General features: G+C 61.5%; 15 protein-coding genes and 1 pseudogene. 9 read left to right on the forward strand and 7 right to left on the reverse strand.

Annotation, left to right across the window (positions count from 1 at the left end; all coding sequences use genetic code 11):
- The 7 genes from nuoK to PspR76_RS18480 all read left to right on the forward strand — a co-directional run bounded on the left by nuoK (position 1) and on the right by PspR76_RS18480 (position 8,953).
- A complete protein-coding gene (gene nuoK / locus PspR76_RS18450) occupies positions 1 to 309 on the forward strand; it encodes an NADH-quinone oxidoreductase subunit NuoK (RefSeq protein WP_003174727.1) in 309 nt (102 codons plus the stop codon).
- Positions 306 to 2,159: an NADH-quinone oxidoreductase subunit L gene (gene nuoL, locus PspR76_RS18455; protein WP_159957542.1), complete on the forward strand. Its 1,854-nt coding sequence runs from the start codon at positions 306 to 308 to the stop codon at positions 2,157 to 2,159. The genes nuoK and nuoL overlap by 4 nt, the downstream gene beginning before the upstream one ends.
- 49 nt (positions 2,160 to 2,208) lie before the next feature.
- Entirely contained in the window at positions 2,209 to 3,741 is a 1,533-nt protein-coding gene (nuoM, locus tag PspR76_RS18460) for an NADH-quinone oxidoreductase subunit M (RefSeq protein WP_159957544.1), read from the forward strand.
- A gap of 7 nt (positions 3,742 to 3,748) precedes the next feature.
- On the forward strand, positions 3,749 to 5,212 hold the full coding sequence (nuoN, locus tag PspR76_RS18465; protein ID WP_106579876.1) for an NADH-quinone oxidoreductase subunit NuoN: 1,464 nt from the start codon (positions 3,749 to 3,751) through the stop codon (positions 5,210 to 5,212).
- A 1,256-nt stretch (positions 5,213 to 6,468) separates the two neighbouring features.
- A complete protein-coding gene (locus PspR76_RS18470; RefSeq protein ID WP_159957546.1) occupies positions 6,469 to 8,064 on the forward strand; it encodes a gamma-glutamyltransferase family protein in 1,596 nt (531 codons plus the stop codon).
- A 234-nt stretch (positions 8,065 to 8,298) separates the two neighbouring features.
- On the forward strand, positions 8,299 to 8,649 hold the full coding sequence (locus PspR76_RS18475; RefSeq protein WP_159957548.1) for a toxin: 351 nt from the start codon (positions 8,299 to 8,301) through the stop codon (positions 8,647 to 8,649).
- Positions 8,639 to 8,953 (forward strand): helix-turn-helix domain-containing protein, encoded by a 315-nt coding sequence (locus PspR76_RS18480; protein ID WP_159957550.1) that lies wholly within the window; start codon positions 8,639 to 8,641, stop codon positions 8,951 to 8,953. The genes PspR76_RS18475 and PspR76_RS18480 overlap by 11 nt, the downstream gene beginning before the upstream one ends.
- A 470-nt stretch (positions 8,954 to 9,423) precedes the next feature.
- Here PspR76_RS18480 and PspR76_RS31690 read toward each other — a convergent pair.
- The 3 genes and pseudogenes from PspR76_RS31690 to PspR76_RS18495 form a co-directional block, all read right to left on the reverse strand.
- A pseudogene (locus PspR76_RS31690) lies at positions 9,424 to 9,624 on the reverse strand (D-arabinono-1,4-lactone oxidase); the annotation flags it as partial.
- Between the two features lie 243 nt (positions 9,625 to 9,867).
- Positions 9,868 to 10,620, reverse strand: a complete 753-nt coding sequence (locus tag PspR76_RS18490; protein WP_159957552.1) for an outer membrane beta-barrel protein — start codon at positions 10,618 to 10,620, stop codon at positions 9,868 to 9,870.
- 124 nt (positions 10,621 to 10,744) lie between these two features.
- A complete protein-coding gene (locus PspR76_RS18495; RefSeq protein WP_159957554.1) occupies positions 10,745 to 11,578 on the reverse strand; it encodes an arylamine N-acetyltransferase family protein in 834 nt (277 codons plus the stop codon).
- 120 nt (positions 11,579 to 11,698) lie between these two features.
- Here PspR76_RS18495 and PspR76_RS18500 point away from each other — a divergent pair, with 120 nt between their 5' ends.
- Positions 11,699 to 11,935 (forward strand): DUF6555 family protein, encoded by a 237-nt coding sequence (locus tag PspR76_RS18500; RefSeq protein WP_159957556.1) that lies wholly within the window; start codon positions 11,699 to 11,701, stop codon positions 11,933 to 11,935.
- Between the two features lie 46 nt (positions 11,936 to 11,981).
- On the opposite strand, the gene PspR76_RS18505 is transcribed toward PspR76_RS18500, so the two are convergent.
- Together PspR76_RS18505 and PspR76_RS31085 are read right to left on the reverse strand one after the other, a co-directional pair.
- Positions 11,982 to 12,182 (reverse strand): DUF6021 family protein, encoded by a 201-nt coding sequence (locus PspR76_RS18505; RefSeq protein WP_159957558.1) that lies wholly within the window; start codon positions 12,180 to 12,182, stop codon positions 11,982 to 11,984.
- 14 nt (positions 12,183 to 12,196) lie between these two features.
- Positions 12,197 to 12,373: a hypothetical protein gene (locus tag PspR76_RS31085; protein WP_174245638.1), complete on the reverse strand. Its 177-nt coding sequence runs from the start codon at positions 12,371 to 12,373 to the stop codon at positions 12,197 to 12,199.
- Positions 12,374 to 12,500: 127 nt separating this feature from the next.
- Here PspR76_RS31085 and PspR76_RS18510 point away from each other — a divergent pair, with 127 nt between their 5' ends.
- Complete coding sequence (locus tag PspR76_RS18510; RefSeq protein ID WP_159957560.1) at positions 12,501 to 13,022, forward strand: DUF3087 domain-containing protein; 522 nt, start codon at positions 12,501 to 12,503, stop codon at positions 13,020 to 13,022.
- Between the two features lie 5 nt (positions 13,023 to 13,027).
- Here the strand turns inward: PspR76_RS18510 and PspR76_RS18515 are convergent, their stop codons facing one another.
- Positions 13,028 to 14,155, reverse strand: coding sequence for an MFS transporter (locus PspR76_RS18515; RefSeq protein WP_159957562.1), 1,128 nt, complete (start codon positions 14,153 to 14,155; stop codon positions 13,028 to 13,030).
- A gap of 70 nt (positions 14,156 to 14,225) precedes the next feature.
- The gene (locus PspR76_RS18520; RefSeq protein WP_159957564.1) at positions 14,226 to 15,590 is read right to left on the reverse strand and encodes an MFS transporter; all 1,365 of its coding nucleotides are present in this window, start codon (positions 15,588 to 15,590) and stop codon (positions 14,226 to 14,228) included.
- Between the last annotated feature and the right edge of the window lie 239 nt (positions 15,591 to 15,829).

Here is a 15,829-nt window from a genome sequence, read left to right on the forward strand (position 1 = left end):
ATGCCTGCTATCCCTTTGGAGCATGGTCTGGCGGTCGCCGGCATCCTGTTCTGCCTTGGCCTGGTCGGCCTGATGGTTCGCCGTAACATTCTGTTCGTGTTGATGAGCCTGGAAATCATGATGAACGCTGCAGCACTGGCGTTCATCGTTGCAGGTGCACGTTGGGGCCAGCCGGATGGACAAGTCATGTTCATCCTGGTGATCAGCCTGGCAGCCGCCGAAGCCAGTATTGGCCTGGCGATCCTGCTGCAACTGTATCGTCGCTTCCACACGCTTGATATCGACGCTGCCAGTGAGATGCGCGGATGAACATGATCTTTCTGACTTTCGTATTTCCCCTGATCGGTTTCCTGCTGCTGTCGTTCTCCCGTGGACGCTGGTCGGAAAACCTTTCCGCCCTGATCGGTGTGGGTTCCATTGGCCTGTCGGCGATCGTCGCCGCCTACGTCATCTGGCAATTCAACGTGGCGCCGCCGGAAGGCGGCCACTACACCCTGGTGCTGTGGCAGTGGATGTCGGTGGACGGCTTCAAGCCGAACTTCGCCCTCTACGTCGACGGCCTGTCGATCACCATGCTCGGCGTGGTGGTCGGTGTGGGCTTCCTGATCCACCTGTTCGCATCCTGGTACATGCGCGGTGAAGCCGGTTACTCGCGCTTCTTCTCGTACACCAACCTGTTTATCGCCAGCATGCTGTTCCTGGTATTGGGCGATAACCTGTTGTTCCTGTACTTCGGCTGGGAAGGCGTGGGCCTGTGCTCGTACCTGTTGATCGGTTTCTACTACAGCAACCGCAACAACGGCAACGCGGCACTCAAGGCCTTCATCGTTACCCGCATCGGCGACGTGTTCATGGCCATCGGCCTGTTCATCCTGTTCCAACAAGTGGGCACGCTGAACATCCAGGAACTGCTGGTGCTGGCACCGCAGAAATTCCAGGTCGGCGACTTCTGGATCACCCTGGCAACCCTGATGCTGCTGGGCGGCGCCGTAGGTAAATCCGCGCAACTGCCACTGCAAACCTGGCTGGCGGATGCGATGGCCGGCCCTACGCCGGTTTCCGCACTGATTCACGCGGCAACCATGGTAACTGCCGGTGTCTACCTGATTGCCCGTACCCACGGCCTGTTCACCCTGGCGCCGGAAATCCTGCACCTGGTGGGCCTGGTCGGCGGCGTAACGCTGGTACTGGCCGGTTTTGCCGCGCTGGTGCAGACCGACATCAAGCGGATCCTCGCCTACTCGACCATGAGCCAGATCGGCTACATGTTCCTGGCCCTGGGCGTCGGCGCCTGGGACGCGGCGATCTTCCACCTGATGACCCACGCCTTCTTCAAGGCCCTGCTGTTCCTTGCTTCCGGTGCGGTGATCGTTGCCTGCCACCACGAGCAGAACATCTTCAAAATGGGCGGCCTGTGGAAGAAACTGCCGTTGGCCTACGCCAGCTTCATCGTCGGTGGTGCCGCCCTGGCTGCCCTGCCGCTGGTGACCGCAGGTTTCTACTCGAAAGACGAAATCCTCTGGGAAGCCTTTGCCAGCGGTAACCAGAACCTGCTGTACGCAGGCTTGGTCGGTGCCTTCATGACCTCGCTGTATACCTTCCGCCTGATCTTCATCACCTTCCACGGTGAAGCCAAGACCGAAGCACACGCAGGCCACGGCATCTCCCACTGGTTGCCACTGTCGGTGCTGATCATCCTGTCGACCTTCATCGGCGCCATGATCACCCCGCCACTGGCCGGCGTACTGCCGGAAAGCGCTGGCCATGCCGGCGGCGCCGCCAAGCACAGCCTGGAAATCGCCTCGGGCGCCATCGCCCTGGCCGGTATCCTGCTGGCAGCCCTGCTGTTCCTCGGCAAGCGTCGCTTCGTTACCGCTGTTGCCAACAGTGGCATCGGCCGCTTCCTGTCGGCCTGGTGGTTCGCCGCCTGGGGCTTCGACTGGATCTACGACAAACTGTTCGTCAAGCCTTACCTTGCGATCAGCCATGTACTGCGCAAAGACCCGCTCGACCAGACCATCGGTTTGATCCCGCGCGCCGCCAAGGCCGGTCACACCGCCCTGAGCCGCAGCGAGACGGGCCAATTGCGTTGGTACGCCGCCTCCATGGCCGTTGGTGCCGTGCTGGTGATCGGCGCCATCGTCGTCGTGGCGGTGTAACTATGTACATTGCGAACTTTGCGAACTTGCGAAAGGAAACGAGCCCGTCATGATTCTGCCCTGGCTAATCCTGATCCCCTTTATCGGCGGCCTGCTCTGCTGGATGGGTGAACGCTTCGGCGCCACCCTCCCCCGCTGGATTGCGTTGCTGACCATGTCCCTGGAACTCGCGCTCGGCCTCTGGCTGTGGGCCCACGGTGACTATTCATTCGCTCCGGCACCGGGTGTCGATCCAACCTTCGCGCTTGAATTCAAGCACGTGTGGATCCAGCGCTTCGGCATCAACGTGCACCTGGCCCTCGACGGCCTGTCGCTGTTGATGATCCTGCTGACCGGCCTGCTGGGTATCCTTTCGGTACTCTGCTCCTGGAAAGAAATTCAGCGTCACGTGGGCTTCTTCCACCTGAACCTGATGTGGATCCTGGGCGGTGTTGTCGGCGTGTTCCTCGCCCTCGACCTGTTCATGTTCTTCTTCTTCTGGGAAATGATGCTGGTGCCGATGTACTTCCTCATCGCGCTCTGGGGTCACAGTTCTTCGGACGGCAAGAAAACCCGGATCTACGCGGCGACCAAGTTCTTCATCTTCACCCAGGCTTCCGGCCTGATCATGTTGGTGGCGATCCTGGGTCTGGTACTGGTCAACTTCAACAACACCGGCGTGATTACCTTCAACTACGCCGACCTGTTGAAAACCAAGATGTCGCTGACCACCGAGTACATCCTGATGCTGGGCTTCTTCATCGCCTTCGCGGTGAAGCTGCCGGTGGTGCCGTTCCACTCCTGGCTGCCTGACGCTCACGCCCAGGCGCCGACCGCAGGTTCCGTGGACCTGGCCGGTATCCTGCTGAAGACCGCTGCTTACGGCCTGCTGCGTTTCGCCCTGCCGCTGTTCCCGAATGCCTCGGCCGAGTTCGCGCCGATCGCCATGACCCTGGGTCTGATCGGGATCTTCTACGGTGCGTTCCTGGCCTTCGCACAAACCGACATCAAGCGTCTGATCGCCTTCTCGTCCGTTTCCCACATGGGTTTCGTACTGATCGGCATCTACTCCGGCAGCCAGCTGGCGTTGCAAGGCGCCGTGATCCAGATGTTGGCCCACGGTGTTTCCGCCGCGGCACTGTTTATCCTCAGTGGTCAGCTGTACGAGCGCCTGCACACCCGTGACATGCGTGAAATGGGTGGCGTGTGGTCGCGCATCGCTTACCTGCCGGCGATCAGCCTGTTCTTCGCTGCTGCGTCGCTGGGCTTGCCGGGCACCGGCAACTTCATCGGCGAGTTCCTGATCCTGATGGGTTCGTTCGTGCACACGCCGTGGATCAGCGCCATTGCTACATCCGGCCTGGTGTTTGGTTCGGTTTACTCGCTGATCATGATCCACCGCGCCTACTTCGGCCCGGCCAAGTCCGACACCGTCCTGCAAGGGATGGATGCTCGCGAACTGATCATGGTGCTCGGCCTTGCGGTACTGCTGATCTACATCGGCGTGTACCCGCAACCGTTCCTGGACACTTCTGCCGCGACGATGCATGGCGTGCAGCAGTGGTTCAGCACCGCCTTCACTCAACTCGCTTCGGCACGGTAAGAGCGCTATGGAATTCACTATCCAACACTTTATCGCGCTTGCGCCGCTGCTGATCACCAGCCTCACCATCGTGGTGGTGATGCTGGCGATCGCCTGGCGCCGCAATCACTCGCAAACGTTCCTGCTGTCCTGTGCCGGTTTGAACCTGGCCCTGCTGTCGATCATTCCAGCCCTCAAGGTCGCGCCATTGGCCGTGACCCCGCTGATGATGATCGATGACTTCGCGCTGCTGTACATCGCGTTGATCCTGGTCGCCACCCTGGCCTGCGTCACCCTCGCCCACGCCTACCTCGGCGAAGGCGGCACGGGCTACCCGGGCAACAAGGAAGAGCTGTACCTGCTGATCCTGCTGGCTGCGGCCGGTGGCATCGTGCTGGTCAGCGCACAGCACCTGGCCGGCTTGTTCATCGGCCTGGAACTGCTGTCGATCCCGACCTACGGCCTGGTGGCGTATGCCTTCTTCAACAAGCGCTCCCTGGAAGCCGGCATCAAGTACATGGTGCTGTCGGCCGCCGGTTCCGCGTTCCTGTTGTTCGGTATGGCCCTGCTCTACGCAGAAGCCGGCAGCCTGAGCTTCACCGGTATCGGTCACGCCCTGGCAACCACCAGCATGCCTGCGCCAATTGCCCAACTGGGCCTGGCCATGATGCTGATCGGCCTGGCGTTCAAGCTCTCCCTGGTGCCGTTCCACCTGTGGACCCCGGACGTCTACGAAGGCGCCCCGGCGCCGGTGGCGGCGTTTTTGGCCACGGCGTCGAAGGTTGCCGTGTTTGCGGTGATGGTGCGTCTGTTCCAGATCTCGCCTGCAGCCAACACCGGCGTGCTGAGCAACGTGCTGACCGTGATCGCCATTGCGTCGATCCTGTTCGGTAACCTGCTGGCCCTGACCCAGAACAACCTCAAGCGTCTGCTCGGTTACTCCTCCATCGCGCACTTCGGCTACCTGCTGATCGCGCTGGTGGCGAGCAAAGGCCTGGCTGTGGAAGCGATGGGCGTGTACCTGGTCACCTACGTGATCACCAGCCTTGGCGCCTTTGGCGTGATCACGCTGATGTCCTCGCCGTTCAAAGGCCGTGACGCTGACGCCTTGTACGAATACCGCGGCCTGTTCTGGCGCCGTCCGTACCTGACTGCCGTACTGACCGTGATGATGCTGTCCCTGGCGGGTATCCCGCTGACTGCAGGCTTTATCGGTAAGTTCTACATCGTTGCGACCGGTGTTGAAGCTCACGAATGGTGGTTGGTTGCCTCCCTCGTGCTGGGTAGCGCCATCGGCGTGTTCTACTACCTGCGTGTGATGGTCACCCTGTACCTGATCGAGCCAAACCTGCGCCGTGTGGATGCCGAGCTGCACTGGGAACAGAAAGCCGGTGGCGTGATGCTGCTGGCGATTGCCCTGCTTGCGTTCTTCTTGGGCGTGTACCCACAGCCGTTGCTCACCCTGGTGCAGCACGCGGTACTGGGCGTTTGATCGCTTAGCTATATGCAGTAAAAAGAACGGCGCCTTTGGGCGCCGTTTTTGCAGGTGTCTGGGGCTCTTGGTACATATCCGATATTTGGGTGATGGCTGAGATCGGTTCCGCTCTTACAGCGGGTCACTTTGGAAAAGCCCCAAAGTAACCAAAGGGCTCTTGCCCCACCACTCGGCACCTCGCCTAGGCTCGGTGTGCCCTCACTCCGGCTTTGGAGCGGGGGCCGCCGCGATGGGCCATCCCTGGCCCAGCGCGGCTAAACCGGCGTCCTGCCGGTTTACCCCCGCTCCAAAGCCTGCGTTCGGCCAGCGTGGTTTAACGGGGCGCCTCAGATCAAGATCAAAAGCAAGATCAAAAGCAAGAGCACGGCGGCCTAGTAGCCGACCTGAGTGGTTGGATCAAAAGCACAGCAGAGGCGGCCTGACAGCCGACCTGATCCTGGAAGCTGAACTCAATCAAATGTGGGAGATGGCTTGCCTGCGATGGCATCAACTGGTTCTGCCTGATACACCGAGGTGCCTGCATCGCAGGCAAGCCAGCTCCCACAGAAAAGCAGAGCACAGTGGTCTGGCGGCCGAACTCGGTCTAATTGTGGGAGCGGGCTTGCTCGCGAAGGCGGTGAGTCAGTGACAAATAAATTGACTGACAAACCGCATTCGCGAGCAAGCCCGCTCCCACATTTTGGATCTCAGTACATCAGGTAGATGTGCTTTTGCCCTGCTTTTGCTGTGCTTTTGCTTCTACCACTCAGGTCGGCTACTAGGCCGCCGTGCTGTAGATCTTGATCTTGATCTTGATCTGGGATCGCCCCGTCAACCACGCTGGCCGAACGCAGGCTTGAATCCGTGGGTAACCCGGCAGGACGCCGGGTTAGCCGCACTGGGCCATGGATGGCCCATTGCGGCGGCCCACGGATTCAAGCCGGAGTGAGGGCACACCGAGCCTAAGCGAGGTGCCGAGTGGTGGGGCGAGGACTTTTTGGTTACTTTTTGCTGGGCCGGCATTCCGGTCCCTCAAAAAGTGACCCGCTGTAAGAGCGGAACCATAAGCCGCCGTTACCGCAGCAACGGATATGTACTCGTACCAACCCACCCTGCTGGTCGGCCCAGAGGCCGCCATCGCAGGCTAGCCAGCTCCCACATTTAAGCCGATTTACACCCACCCCCAAGCGCACGCAAAAGAGGCGCACGTTGGGAGACGGTCTGCATAACGCCCTGGCCCCCAAAAATTGACGACTGCCGAAAGAGAGCCACTCATGTTTGATGATCTGGATTACAGCCAACCCTATCCGTCCGCGCGCTCGCCCGTCATGGGCAGCAACATGGTCGCCTGCTCCCAGCCCCTGGCCGCTCAGGCGGGCCTGGAAATACTGCGCAAAGGCGGCAACGCGGTCGACGCCGCCATCGCCGCGGCCATGGTGCTGACCGTGGTCGAACCCACGGGCTGCGGCATTGGCAGTGACGCGTTTGCCATCGTCTGGGACAGGAAAAAACTGCAAGGCCTGAACGCCTCCGGCCGCTCGCCTGAAGGCTGGACGCCCGAGCATTTCGCCGGGCAAGCCGAAATGCCGCAGCGCGGCTGGGGCTCAGTGACCGTGCCGGGGGCGGTGTCGGCCTGGGTGGCGCTGTCCGAACGCTACGGTAAATTGCCCTTTGCCACACTGGCAGAACCGGCGATTGCCTATGCGCAAGACGGTTATCAGGTCACGCCTATCATCAGTGAATTGTGGCGCCTGGGCGCCGACAAACTGAAGGACCAACCGGGCTTTGCCGAGTGTTTTCTACCCGGTGGCAAAGCCCCTGTGGCGGGTGAGAAAGTGTGGCTCAAAGACCACGCAAAAACCCTGAAGAGCATCGCCGACACCCAGGGCGAAGCCTTCTACCGTGGCGAGCTGGCGCAGGCCATCATTGCCCATGCCCAGGCCAACGGCAGTGTCATGACCCTCGATGACCTGGCCCATCACAGCGTCGAGTGGACGCAGACGATGTCGGTGCCCTACGCCGGCGCGGTTGTTCACGAGTTGCCGCCCAACGGCCAAGGCATCGCCACACTGGCCGGGCTGAGCATGCTTGAAGCGCTCGGCGTTGGCGAACATCCGGTCGACAGCGTCGAAACCCTGCACCCGGTGCTGGAGGCGATGAAACTGGCGCTGGCCGATCTGCAGCATCACGTCACCGACAGCAACCATATGCGCCTCGACCCCGAGCGTTTACTCGACCCGGCCTATTTGCGCGAACGTGCCGCGCGGGTCAATGAGCAGGCGGCCAACCCCGGCCACGGTTCACCCAAGGCAGGCGGTACGGTGTGCCTGTCGACGGCGGACGAAAGCGGCATGATGGTGTCGTTCATCCAGTCCAACTACATGGGGTTCGGCTCAGGCGTGGTGGTGCCGGGCACCGGTATCAGCCTGCAAAACCGTGGGGCGGCGTTCACGCTTGACCCTGACCATGTGAATACCGTCGCGCCGCGCAAGCGGCCGTTTCATACCATCATCCCAGGCTTCGTCATGAATGCCGACGGTACACCATTGATGGCATTCGGCTTGATGGGCGGGCCGATGCAGGCACAAGGGCACCTTCAGATGATGATGCGCATCCTGCGTTACAAACAGAACCCGCAAGCCGCCGCCAATGCGCCCCGCTGGCGGGTCGAGGCGGGCCTTGAGGTGTGCGTGGAGCGCGCGTTCGATCAACAGGTGGCGCAGGCACTGCGCGACAAAGGCCACACCATCAAGGTTGAAGACCCAAGCGGCGTGTTTGCGTTTGGTGGCGCGCAGATCATCCAGCGCACCCAGCATGGCTATGTGGGCGGAACTGACCCGCGCAAAGACGGTTTGATAGCCGCCTACTAGAGCCCTTCACCCTTCCCCCCGCCTGAGCCCTGTCGACCGACAGGGCTCTGCGCGCTTGCAGTGCTTTTATCCTCTTTCAATCACGGAAAATTCCTCTTCCCTCTGTCGCCGCGTCCGGCATCTACCCGCTGAGGGCCGCCGTATGGTGTCTGCGTTTTAGGAAAGTTCCCACAGCCAGGTCACTTGACCCAGTGCGCGTGGGCCAGCAAACTATACGCAGGCTACGTACAGAACATGGATGCTCTATTTATCGAACTGCCGGCCTTCGAACGGCATCGCAAGGATTATCTGAGTGACGCTCTTTTCCAAGGTTTTCAGCAGGAGCTGATGAGAAACCCGGAAGCGGGCGATGTCATCGAAGGGACCGGTGGGCTACGCAAGGTTCGCTTCGTTGATGAGCGACGCAACAAAGGCAAACGCGGTGGCCTGCGGGTCATTTATTACTGGTGGTCGGGCGGTACGCAATTCTGGCTGTTCACCCTGTACGGCAAACACGAACAGGACGACCTGGCCCCCCATCACAAAAAAGCCCTGAAACACCTGCTGGACAGGGAAATCAAAGCGAGAACACAACATGAAACGTGAAATCTTTTCCGAACTGGTCGAAAGCTTCGACGCCCTGGCCGACGAGCGCCAAGGCAAAGTCACCCTGCGCACCCACAAGGTCCAGCTCAACAACCTGGCCCCGCTGACCGCCGAAGAGGTGGTGGCCGTACGCCAACAGCTCAACCTGTCCCGATCGGTGTTCGCCATGTACCTGCGCACCAACCTGCGCACCCTGGAAAACTGGGAGCAAGGTCGCGCCAAGCCGAACGCCCAGGCCACCACCTTGATTCGCCTGGTGGCGCGGTTTCCGGAAACCGTGGCGCAACTCGCCGCATTAGGTTGATGGACCCAACTGTGGCAAGCCCGCTCGACATGCGGGCTTATTGTGGCGAGCGGGCTTGCTGTGGCGAGCGGGCTTGCCCCGCGTTGGGCCGCGCAGCGGCCCTAAAACCACACGCCGCGTTCTTTCTGAAAGAACGCGGCGTTTTTATTGGGGCTGCTAGCCCAACGCGGGGCAAGCCCGCTCGCCACAACAAGACGCTCGCCACAGAGCTACAACACGTCAGGTCCGCCAAGCATATCGGCAAAGGTCTCACTGTCGGGTAACCCCTCGCCCACCCACACTGACGGTGCTACACGCGGCGAGCCTTCGGTCCAAAACAACGAATGCCGTGACGGTGGCTCAATCTGAGAGCTCAATTGCGGCATGCCCTCGCCGATTCGCTCCGCGTCTGGCAAATCAAACCAGCGTGGCGGCGTAACCGCCGCGTTTGAATAGCTTGCCAGCGCCCAACAACCCGGTCGCGGCATCGCCAACACGCCGTCATCAAACGCTTCCAGCGAAAACCCCTCGCTCGCTGACGCAGCCCGAATACGAGGTGAAGCCCACGCTTCATCCAGGTCCTTGGGTGCCAGGCGCGCCAGCGGCAAACACGTCTGCGCCCCCGACCAGTTGCGCCACGGAATCAGGCGTGGCGCGCGGGCCAGCTGGGCCAGTGCCGGGTCAGCGGGCATGGCGGTGATCGCAGCAGCGCGTTCGGGGGGAGGTTTTGGTGGGTTGTCACAGGCCGTCAGCAGGCCCAGCACAGCCAACAATAATGCGATGCGGCGCATGGCCACCCTCTCTGCTCATGATGTGGAAGCGGTTTCCACACTAAGGCAGCGATGGCGCGGCGTTGAGGGTTTTGGGGGACACAAAGGGGGCTTGATCGGACAGTCGAATGCGGGGCGTTGGCCACCCCGCATCCCGGGTTGCGCTTAGAACGCGATACCGACCTTGAAGCCGTACTCGTCACGCTTGAGCTTGGTGTTGTCGGCGACTTCAGAGTCTTCGTCGAGCTTGTATTCGGTACGGGTGTAGTACAGGCCCGCCATCACTGGCAGGTCGCCTTTCTGGTTCATCAGCAGGCTGACTTCCGCATACGGGTTGGTGCGGTCCTTGAGGTCCACGGTGTCGCTGCCAACGTCGTCCACCTTGAGCTTGGCGCGGCCGTCGATGGTGCGACGGGCACCGGCTTCGACGCGCAGGGTCATGTCATCGAACTGGTGGTTGTAACCCAGGGCAGCCTTGGCGAACGGCGACTTGTTGGTGAGCTTGACGTCGTAGTCGTTGGTGTCCGGCTCGTAGCGGGTCCAGCTGTAGCCGCCGCCCACAATCACGTCGACAAAGTTGCGCGCGTCCAGCGCGGCGCGCCAGCCGAGGTCCAGATCAGCCTGGCCTTCCTTGAGTTTGTTGCTGCTTTTTTCGCCGTACTTGGCTTCGATACCGGCCTGGTAGATAAAGCCGGATTCAGCCGTGAGCTTGTTGCCGAAGTTATAGAACAGGCCTGCTTCGGGCATGTGGTCCTTGTCGCTTTCGCTACCGCCTTCAAGTTTGAAGTCGTTGTAGCTGCCCTGCAGGCCGAGTACGGAAATCGGCCCGGTGGACGGTGCAGCGAACACCACGGCAGGCGCAGCGACCAGCGCCAGCAGCGAGGAACCTTTGAGGAATTTTCCGAATAGCTTGGACATCGTTTTACATCTCCTTGTCTGGTGAGCAAATTATTCAGGAACCGCTTCGAACCTCTGCTTTTGCGGAAAGTTCGAATTAATTTGCGTCGATTTGGAGGAAAAACGGTTCAGCGCAGGCTCTATCTCAACCTTCTTTGGAATTTGCCATTATTAAGCCATCAACTATCTCGCGTAATTGCGGATGTGCCGGCAAGCGAATGCCGAAGGTCCCCTGCAATAACGTCAGCAGCTCATCGGCACTCTCGATGGCGCGCTTTTCACTGGGCCGGTCCAGGTAATGGACGGCGTAGTTGGCGTTATTCAACGTATGGCGTTTACCCACGGCCAACAGCGCCACCTTCAACTGACCGACAAACACCGAAGCCGGGTGCGTCGACACGTACCAGTTGCCGATTTCATAGTCGATATCCGCCTGTGTCTGCAGGTCGAACACATACAAGCCCCGCCATTCCTCACCGACGTGTGCCCACAGCGTGTAGGCGCCGTCATTCAACGTCAGCCGATAGGGCTCATGGGCGGTGGCCTGGGTCGCATCGGTGTCCAGCTGCAACGGGCTGCTCGGCACCATGCCGCCAAAGCCGACATCGGTGACGTAACGCACGCCCTCCAGCGTAACCAGGCTCAGGCGATGGGTACGCCCGGTGCGCGCGTCCGGCGGCCCGCCCATCACCACCCAGCCGGTAAGGCCGCGCGCGTCGAAACCCAAATCCTGCAGCAAGGCCAGAAACAGGTGGTTCAGCTCGAAGCAATACCCGCCACGCCCATCGAGCAGCACCTTTTGCTCGATGCTGGGCAGGTCGATCGGCACCGGTGTGCGCAGCAACGTCGACAGGCTCTCAAAGGCAAACGTGCACACATGGCGCAGTTGCAGTTCCTGCAAGGTTTGCAAGGTGGGCGGTGGCGGCGAGTCGTAGCCCAGGCGTTGCAGGTAGAGCTGGCGATGAGTCAAACGGGGCATGGCGCGATCCTTGGGCGCGTGACGAAGGCATCACTATGCAGCGCAAGCAGGCGACTTGTCATTTTGACTGAACCTTTTTCAACGCTCGCCTATCCATCTATAACAAGACAGGGAGGCAACATGAGTACCGCAAAAATCTACACCATCAACTATCAACTGCACGGTCAACCGAAGTCCTTTGTGGTGCGCGCCGAAGTGATGAACAACGCCGAAGCCTGGCATTGGGCGGCGGTCGATGCCGACATCGCCCACGTCAGCCGTATTGGGCGTGTGGGTCATGAACAGGTGAAGAAAACCACCCGGCCCTGGGCGGAAAAGTTCGGCATTACCGACGTCACCTGGATCGCGCCCAAATAAGCAGCCCCTAACTAAGCAAAAACCCCGCACAGTGGCGGGGTTTGCGTTACTTCTTCAAGTCGCCCAACGGATCGTAGGGCGGCTTTTTTTTGGCTTCATCTTTATCTTTCTGATCCAGCGGCGCGATAGCCGGGCCGATGGGGTCGACTTGCGGGTCGGCTACATCGGGGGAGTCCGGGTCGAAACCCAGTTCATCCTTGCCGCTGGCATGTTCGCCTGAACGCGGGCCTTTCGGTGGATTACTCACAGTGCTCTCCTCAGTTACAGCGGGCGGGCTTTGTCGTGCAGGGTTTCCAGGTCTTCCTCAACCTGCTCCACCTCATCATCCTGACGCTCCGCCGGGTCGTTGGGGCGTAACGCATCGTTGTCGCGCTCCTCTTCTCCGGGTGTGCGGTCGGGGTCGGGCGTACCCGGCGGCGGTTGCTTGTATTCGGGCATGATGGTTCACCTCACGGGGGATTGGCTGGCCTACACAGGTTTAGAGAAACCGCCGCAAGCCATCGTTCAACTTGATTGCGCAAAGCATGCGAAGATGCCACCCCGCCCTTCTTGAGACCTGACCCGGATGTTCGAGCTCAAACCCTGCGACCCCGTGACCTTCCGCCAACAGACGCGCCGCAGCACCCTGATTATCGCCGTGCTGTTCGTGGCCCTGGCAATGCTGCTGTCGAGCCTGGCAGTGATGCTGTTCGGCGAACCCGGCGGGGACAACTTTCGCTTCAATGTCGGCGGCGTGTTTGCCGGTGTCTTGATCACCGTCGCCCTGGTGCGCGGGCCCTTTTGGACCCAGCCGTGGTTCGCGCCGGCGGTGTATGGCTGGCAGCTCAAGCGCAGCCTGATGAGCGTGACCAACGTGATGCACACCGTCACCGAACGCGTGCAGGCCAACGACCCGACGGCGATCAAGCTGCTGCGCTTCTACCATTTGGGCCTTACGCAGATGCATGAGCTGGACGCCAACTCCAGCGCCCAGGCGCAATTGGTCGGCGAGATCGAGGCGCATAAAGAGAAGATGCAGGCGCTGGGGATCGACACCGAGCAAACCCGCCTCGACCCCGCCTGGCTTGAACATGTAAGAAAAGCCTGACCTCGTCAGCGGGCAACCTTGGCTCGCCAGCAGAACACCGCGCTCACCGCAATGGCCGCGCCCGCCACGCCAAACACCCACGGCGCCGAGGCCACCGGCAGCAACAAACCGGCCAGCAACGGCCCGAGGCCAGCGCCGACGTCACGCCACACCGCGTTGGAGGCCAGCGCGGAAACGCGCATCGAGCCGGGGTTGCGCTCGGCCACCAAGGTGGTCACCAGAGGCAGTTGCAGCGCGCGCAGCACCAGCACCGCGGCTGCGCCGACGATCACCCAATAGCTGCCGAACGCGGTCAAGGCCAGGGCACTCAAGAACGAAAACAGCAATAGCATCGAGGTGGCGCCAAAGCGTTGTGCCGCGCGGCCGCCCAATGGGCTCAGGAGCATTTCCGAGGCGTATCGCAGGGCCATCAGGCCACCGGCGATCAGTACCGCATCGCCGCCGAGAATCTTCTGTGCCTGGATCGACAGGCCAAAAATAAACAGCCCGTCCAGCGCCACGCCTTCGATAAACGACCAGGTCGCTACGCTGTCGGGCCACTTGAAACGTCGCCCGGTGCTGTGCAGGTCATGCCCGGCGGTGGGCAAACCGCGCGCCGCCCACACGCCCGCCAGGCAGCAGCCGGCGAGGATCATAAAGATCGGGCGCGGCCCGGCCCATAAGGTCAACCAGCCACCCAGTGGCAACGCCAGCATTGGCCCGAGGGCGATCATCGCCCTTGAGCGCCCTGCCCTGCGCGCGGCGCCAGCGGGTTCGGAGGTCGCCAACACTTGGGTCGACAGGTTCAGCGCGGCAAAGCACAAGCCCCAGATCAACCGCAGCCCGAGCAATGCGGCGAAACCCGACAGCATCGAGTTGCCCAGGGCGCACACCGTGGCGGCCCCGGCGGCGATCATGCAGGTCAGCCGATCACCGTTGCGTGCGTAGAAATTCAGCACATGCCGGTAGCCAAAAATCCGCACCAGCCGGTTAGCCGCCAGCAGCACCCCGGCCTGGGCCAGCGTGATGCCAAACGCCTGGGATTCCATCGGCAGCAGCAGGTAGAGCAGCACGTCACTGGGCAGGCATAGCGCGAGGGTCAGCGCGGCGCGTCGGGAAGTTGTATCAGCAGTGCGTTGGGCCAGGCTGGACATAAATCTGAAACATCCCGAAATACTCAGGCCGCCACGTTAGCCTTCTCATGCCGGGTTTTACAACGCCCCATCAGGCTTTTTTCTCATAGGGCAACAAGCGCAAGCCGCTGGCCACACTGCCCACTAACGCGAACACGCAACCCAGCCACAGCGCGTATTGCGGGCCACTGCCCAGCGACAGATGGAAACAGAACGCCACCAATGACGCCCCCAGTGTTTGCCCCAGCAACCGCGAAATCGCGACGATGCCACTCGCCCCGCCGCTGCGGGCCAACGGCGCGCTGGTCATGATTGCCTTGAGGTTGGGCGATTGGAAAAAGCCAAAGCCGGCGCCGCACAAGGCCATGCGCCAGCCGATATCAAAGGCCGACGCGCCGCTGCCCAAGGTCGCCAGCGCGGCCATGCCGGCGCTGAGCATCAACAGGCCGATGCCGCACAGCACGCCCAGCGACACGCGATCCGCCAGGCGCCCCGCCACCAAAGCCATCACAGCCACTACGGCCGGCCACGGCGTCATCAGAAAACCGGTTTCCACCTGGCTATGCCCGAGCGCCGACTGCAACAGAAACGGCAACGACACAAACGCCAGGCCCTGGGCGCTGAACGCGCAGATCGCGGTGAGGGAAGACAGCGCAAACACCGGCCGCTTGAACAAATCCAGGGCCAGCATCGGCGCCGGGTGACCGGCCTGACGGCGCAGCAGCAACGCGCCGCACACCAACGCCACGGCGATCAGGCCCAACGTCAGTGCGCCCTGGGCACCGTGCACCGCCGTGCCCAGGCCGAGCACCAGCAAGGCGAACAACCCGGCACACAGTGCAGCGGCGAGACGGTCGAAAGCGTGGCCGGTCATGGGCAGCGTCGGCAATGAACGCACGCCCAACCCCAGGGCCAGCAAACCCAGCGGCACGTTGATCAGGTAAAGCCAATGCCAGGTGGCTACCGACAAAATCGCCGACGCCGCAGTCGGCCCCAGCGTGAAGGCCAGCCCCACCACCAGTGAGTTATAGCCCAGCCCACGCCCCAACATTTTTGACGGGTAGATATGTCGCAGCAGCGCCGTGTTAACACTCATCACCGCCGCCGCACCCAGCCCTTGCGCCACCCGCGCGGCGGTCAACGTCAGCAACGACCCGACCAACCCGCAAAACAGCGACGAGAGAATAAACAGCAGCAAGCCACCGAGGTACACCCGGCGATGCCCCCACACATCACTCAACGAAGCAAATGGCAGCACCGTGGCGATAATCGCCAGCTGGTAGGCGTTGACCACCCAGATTACCGAGGCGGAGTCAGTGCCGATGCCTTCAGCCAGCGTCGGCAGCGCCGTGTTGACGATGGCCGTGTCCAGGGTTGCCATGCCGATCCCTAAAGAAAGGGCGATCACCGCCGGCAGGCGTTTATTGGAGGGCAACCCATCGGCAACAGAAGACATGGACAATCCAGCGCTGGTAGCAAAGGCTTCTAGAGTAAGGGCAGATGCGGATTTTTTCAGTGGCCAATTGCCTGGCTGTCAGAATTTTCATTTAAACCGTCGATGTGTTGTGGTGAGCGGGCTTGCCCCGCGTTGGAGTGCGAAGCGCTCCCACCCCAGTCACCTCGGTATTTCTGACAGAGCCGGTTGGTAGCCTTTGGGGCCGCTTCGCAGCCCAACGCGGGGCAAGCCCGCTCGCC

Source organism: Pseudomonas sp. R76, from assembly GCF_009834565.1.
Classification (GTDB): domain Bacteria; phylum Pseudomonadota; class Gammaproteobacteria; order Pseudomonadales; family Pseudomonadaceae; genus Aquipseudomonas.

Excerpts from the sequence above, each read along its gene's own strand:
- PspR76_RS18495 (WP_159957554.1), bottom strand. The coding sequence starts at position 11,578 with ATGCCCCGTTTGACTCATCGCCAGCTCTACCTGCAACGCCTGGGCTAC.
- nuoN (WP_106579876.1), top strand. The coding sequence starts at position 3,749 with ATGGAATTCACTATCCAACACTTTATCGCGCTTGCGCCGCTGCTGATC.
- nuoL (WP_159957542.1), top strand. The coding sequence starts at position 306 with ATGAACATGATCTTTCTGACTTTCGTATTTCCCCTGATCGGTTTCCTG.
- PspR76_RS18490 (WP_159957552.1), bottom strand. The coding sequence starts at position 10,620 with ATGTCCAAGCTATTCGGAAAATTCCTCAAAGGTTCCTCGCTGCTGGCG.
- nuoK (WP_003174727.1), top strand. The coding sequence starts at position 1 with ATGCCTGCTATCCCTTTGGAGCATGGTCTGGCGGTCGCCGGCATCCTG.
- PspR76_RS18515 (WP_159957562.1), bottom strand. The coding sequence starts at position 14,155 with ATGTCCAGCCTGGCCCAACGCACTGCTGATACAACTTCCCGACGCGCC.
- PspR76_RS18520 (WP_159957564.1), bottom strand. The coding sequence starts at position 15,590 with ATGTCTTCTGTTGCCGATGGGTTGCCCTCCAATAAACGCCTGCCGGCG.
- PspR76_RS18470 (WP_159957546.1), top strand. The coding sequence starts at position 6,469 with ATGTTTGATGATCTGGATTACAGCCAACCCTATCCGTCCGCGCGCTCG.
- PspR76_RS18500 (WP_159957556.1), top strand. The coding sequence starts at position 11,699 with ATGAGTACCGCAAAAATCTACACCATCAACTATCAACTGCACGGTCAA.
- PspR76_RS18510 (WP_159957560.1), top strand. The coding sequence starts at position 12,501 with ATGTTCGAGCTCAAACCCTGCGACCCCGTGACCTTCCGCCAACAGACG.
- PspR76_RS18475 (WP_159957548.1), top strand. The coding sequence starts at position 8,299 with ATGGATGCTCTATTTATCGAACTGCCGGCCTTCGAACGGCATCGCAAG.
- PspR76_RS31085 (WP_174245638.1), bottom strand. The coding sequence starts at position 12,373 with ATGCCCGAATACAAGCAACCGCCGCCGGGTACGCCCGACCCCGACCGC.
- nuoM (WP_159957544.1), top strand. The coding sequence starts at position 2,209 with ATGATTCTGCCCTGGCTAATCCTGATCCCCTTTATCGGCGGCCTGCTC.
- PspR76_RS18480 (WP_159957550.1), top strand. The coding sequence starts at position 8,639 with ATGAAACGTGAAATCTTTTCCGAACTGGTCGAAAGCTTCGACGCCCTG.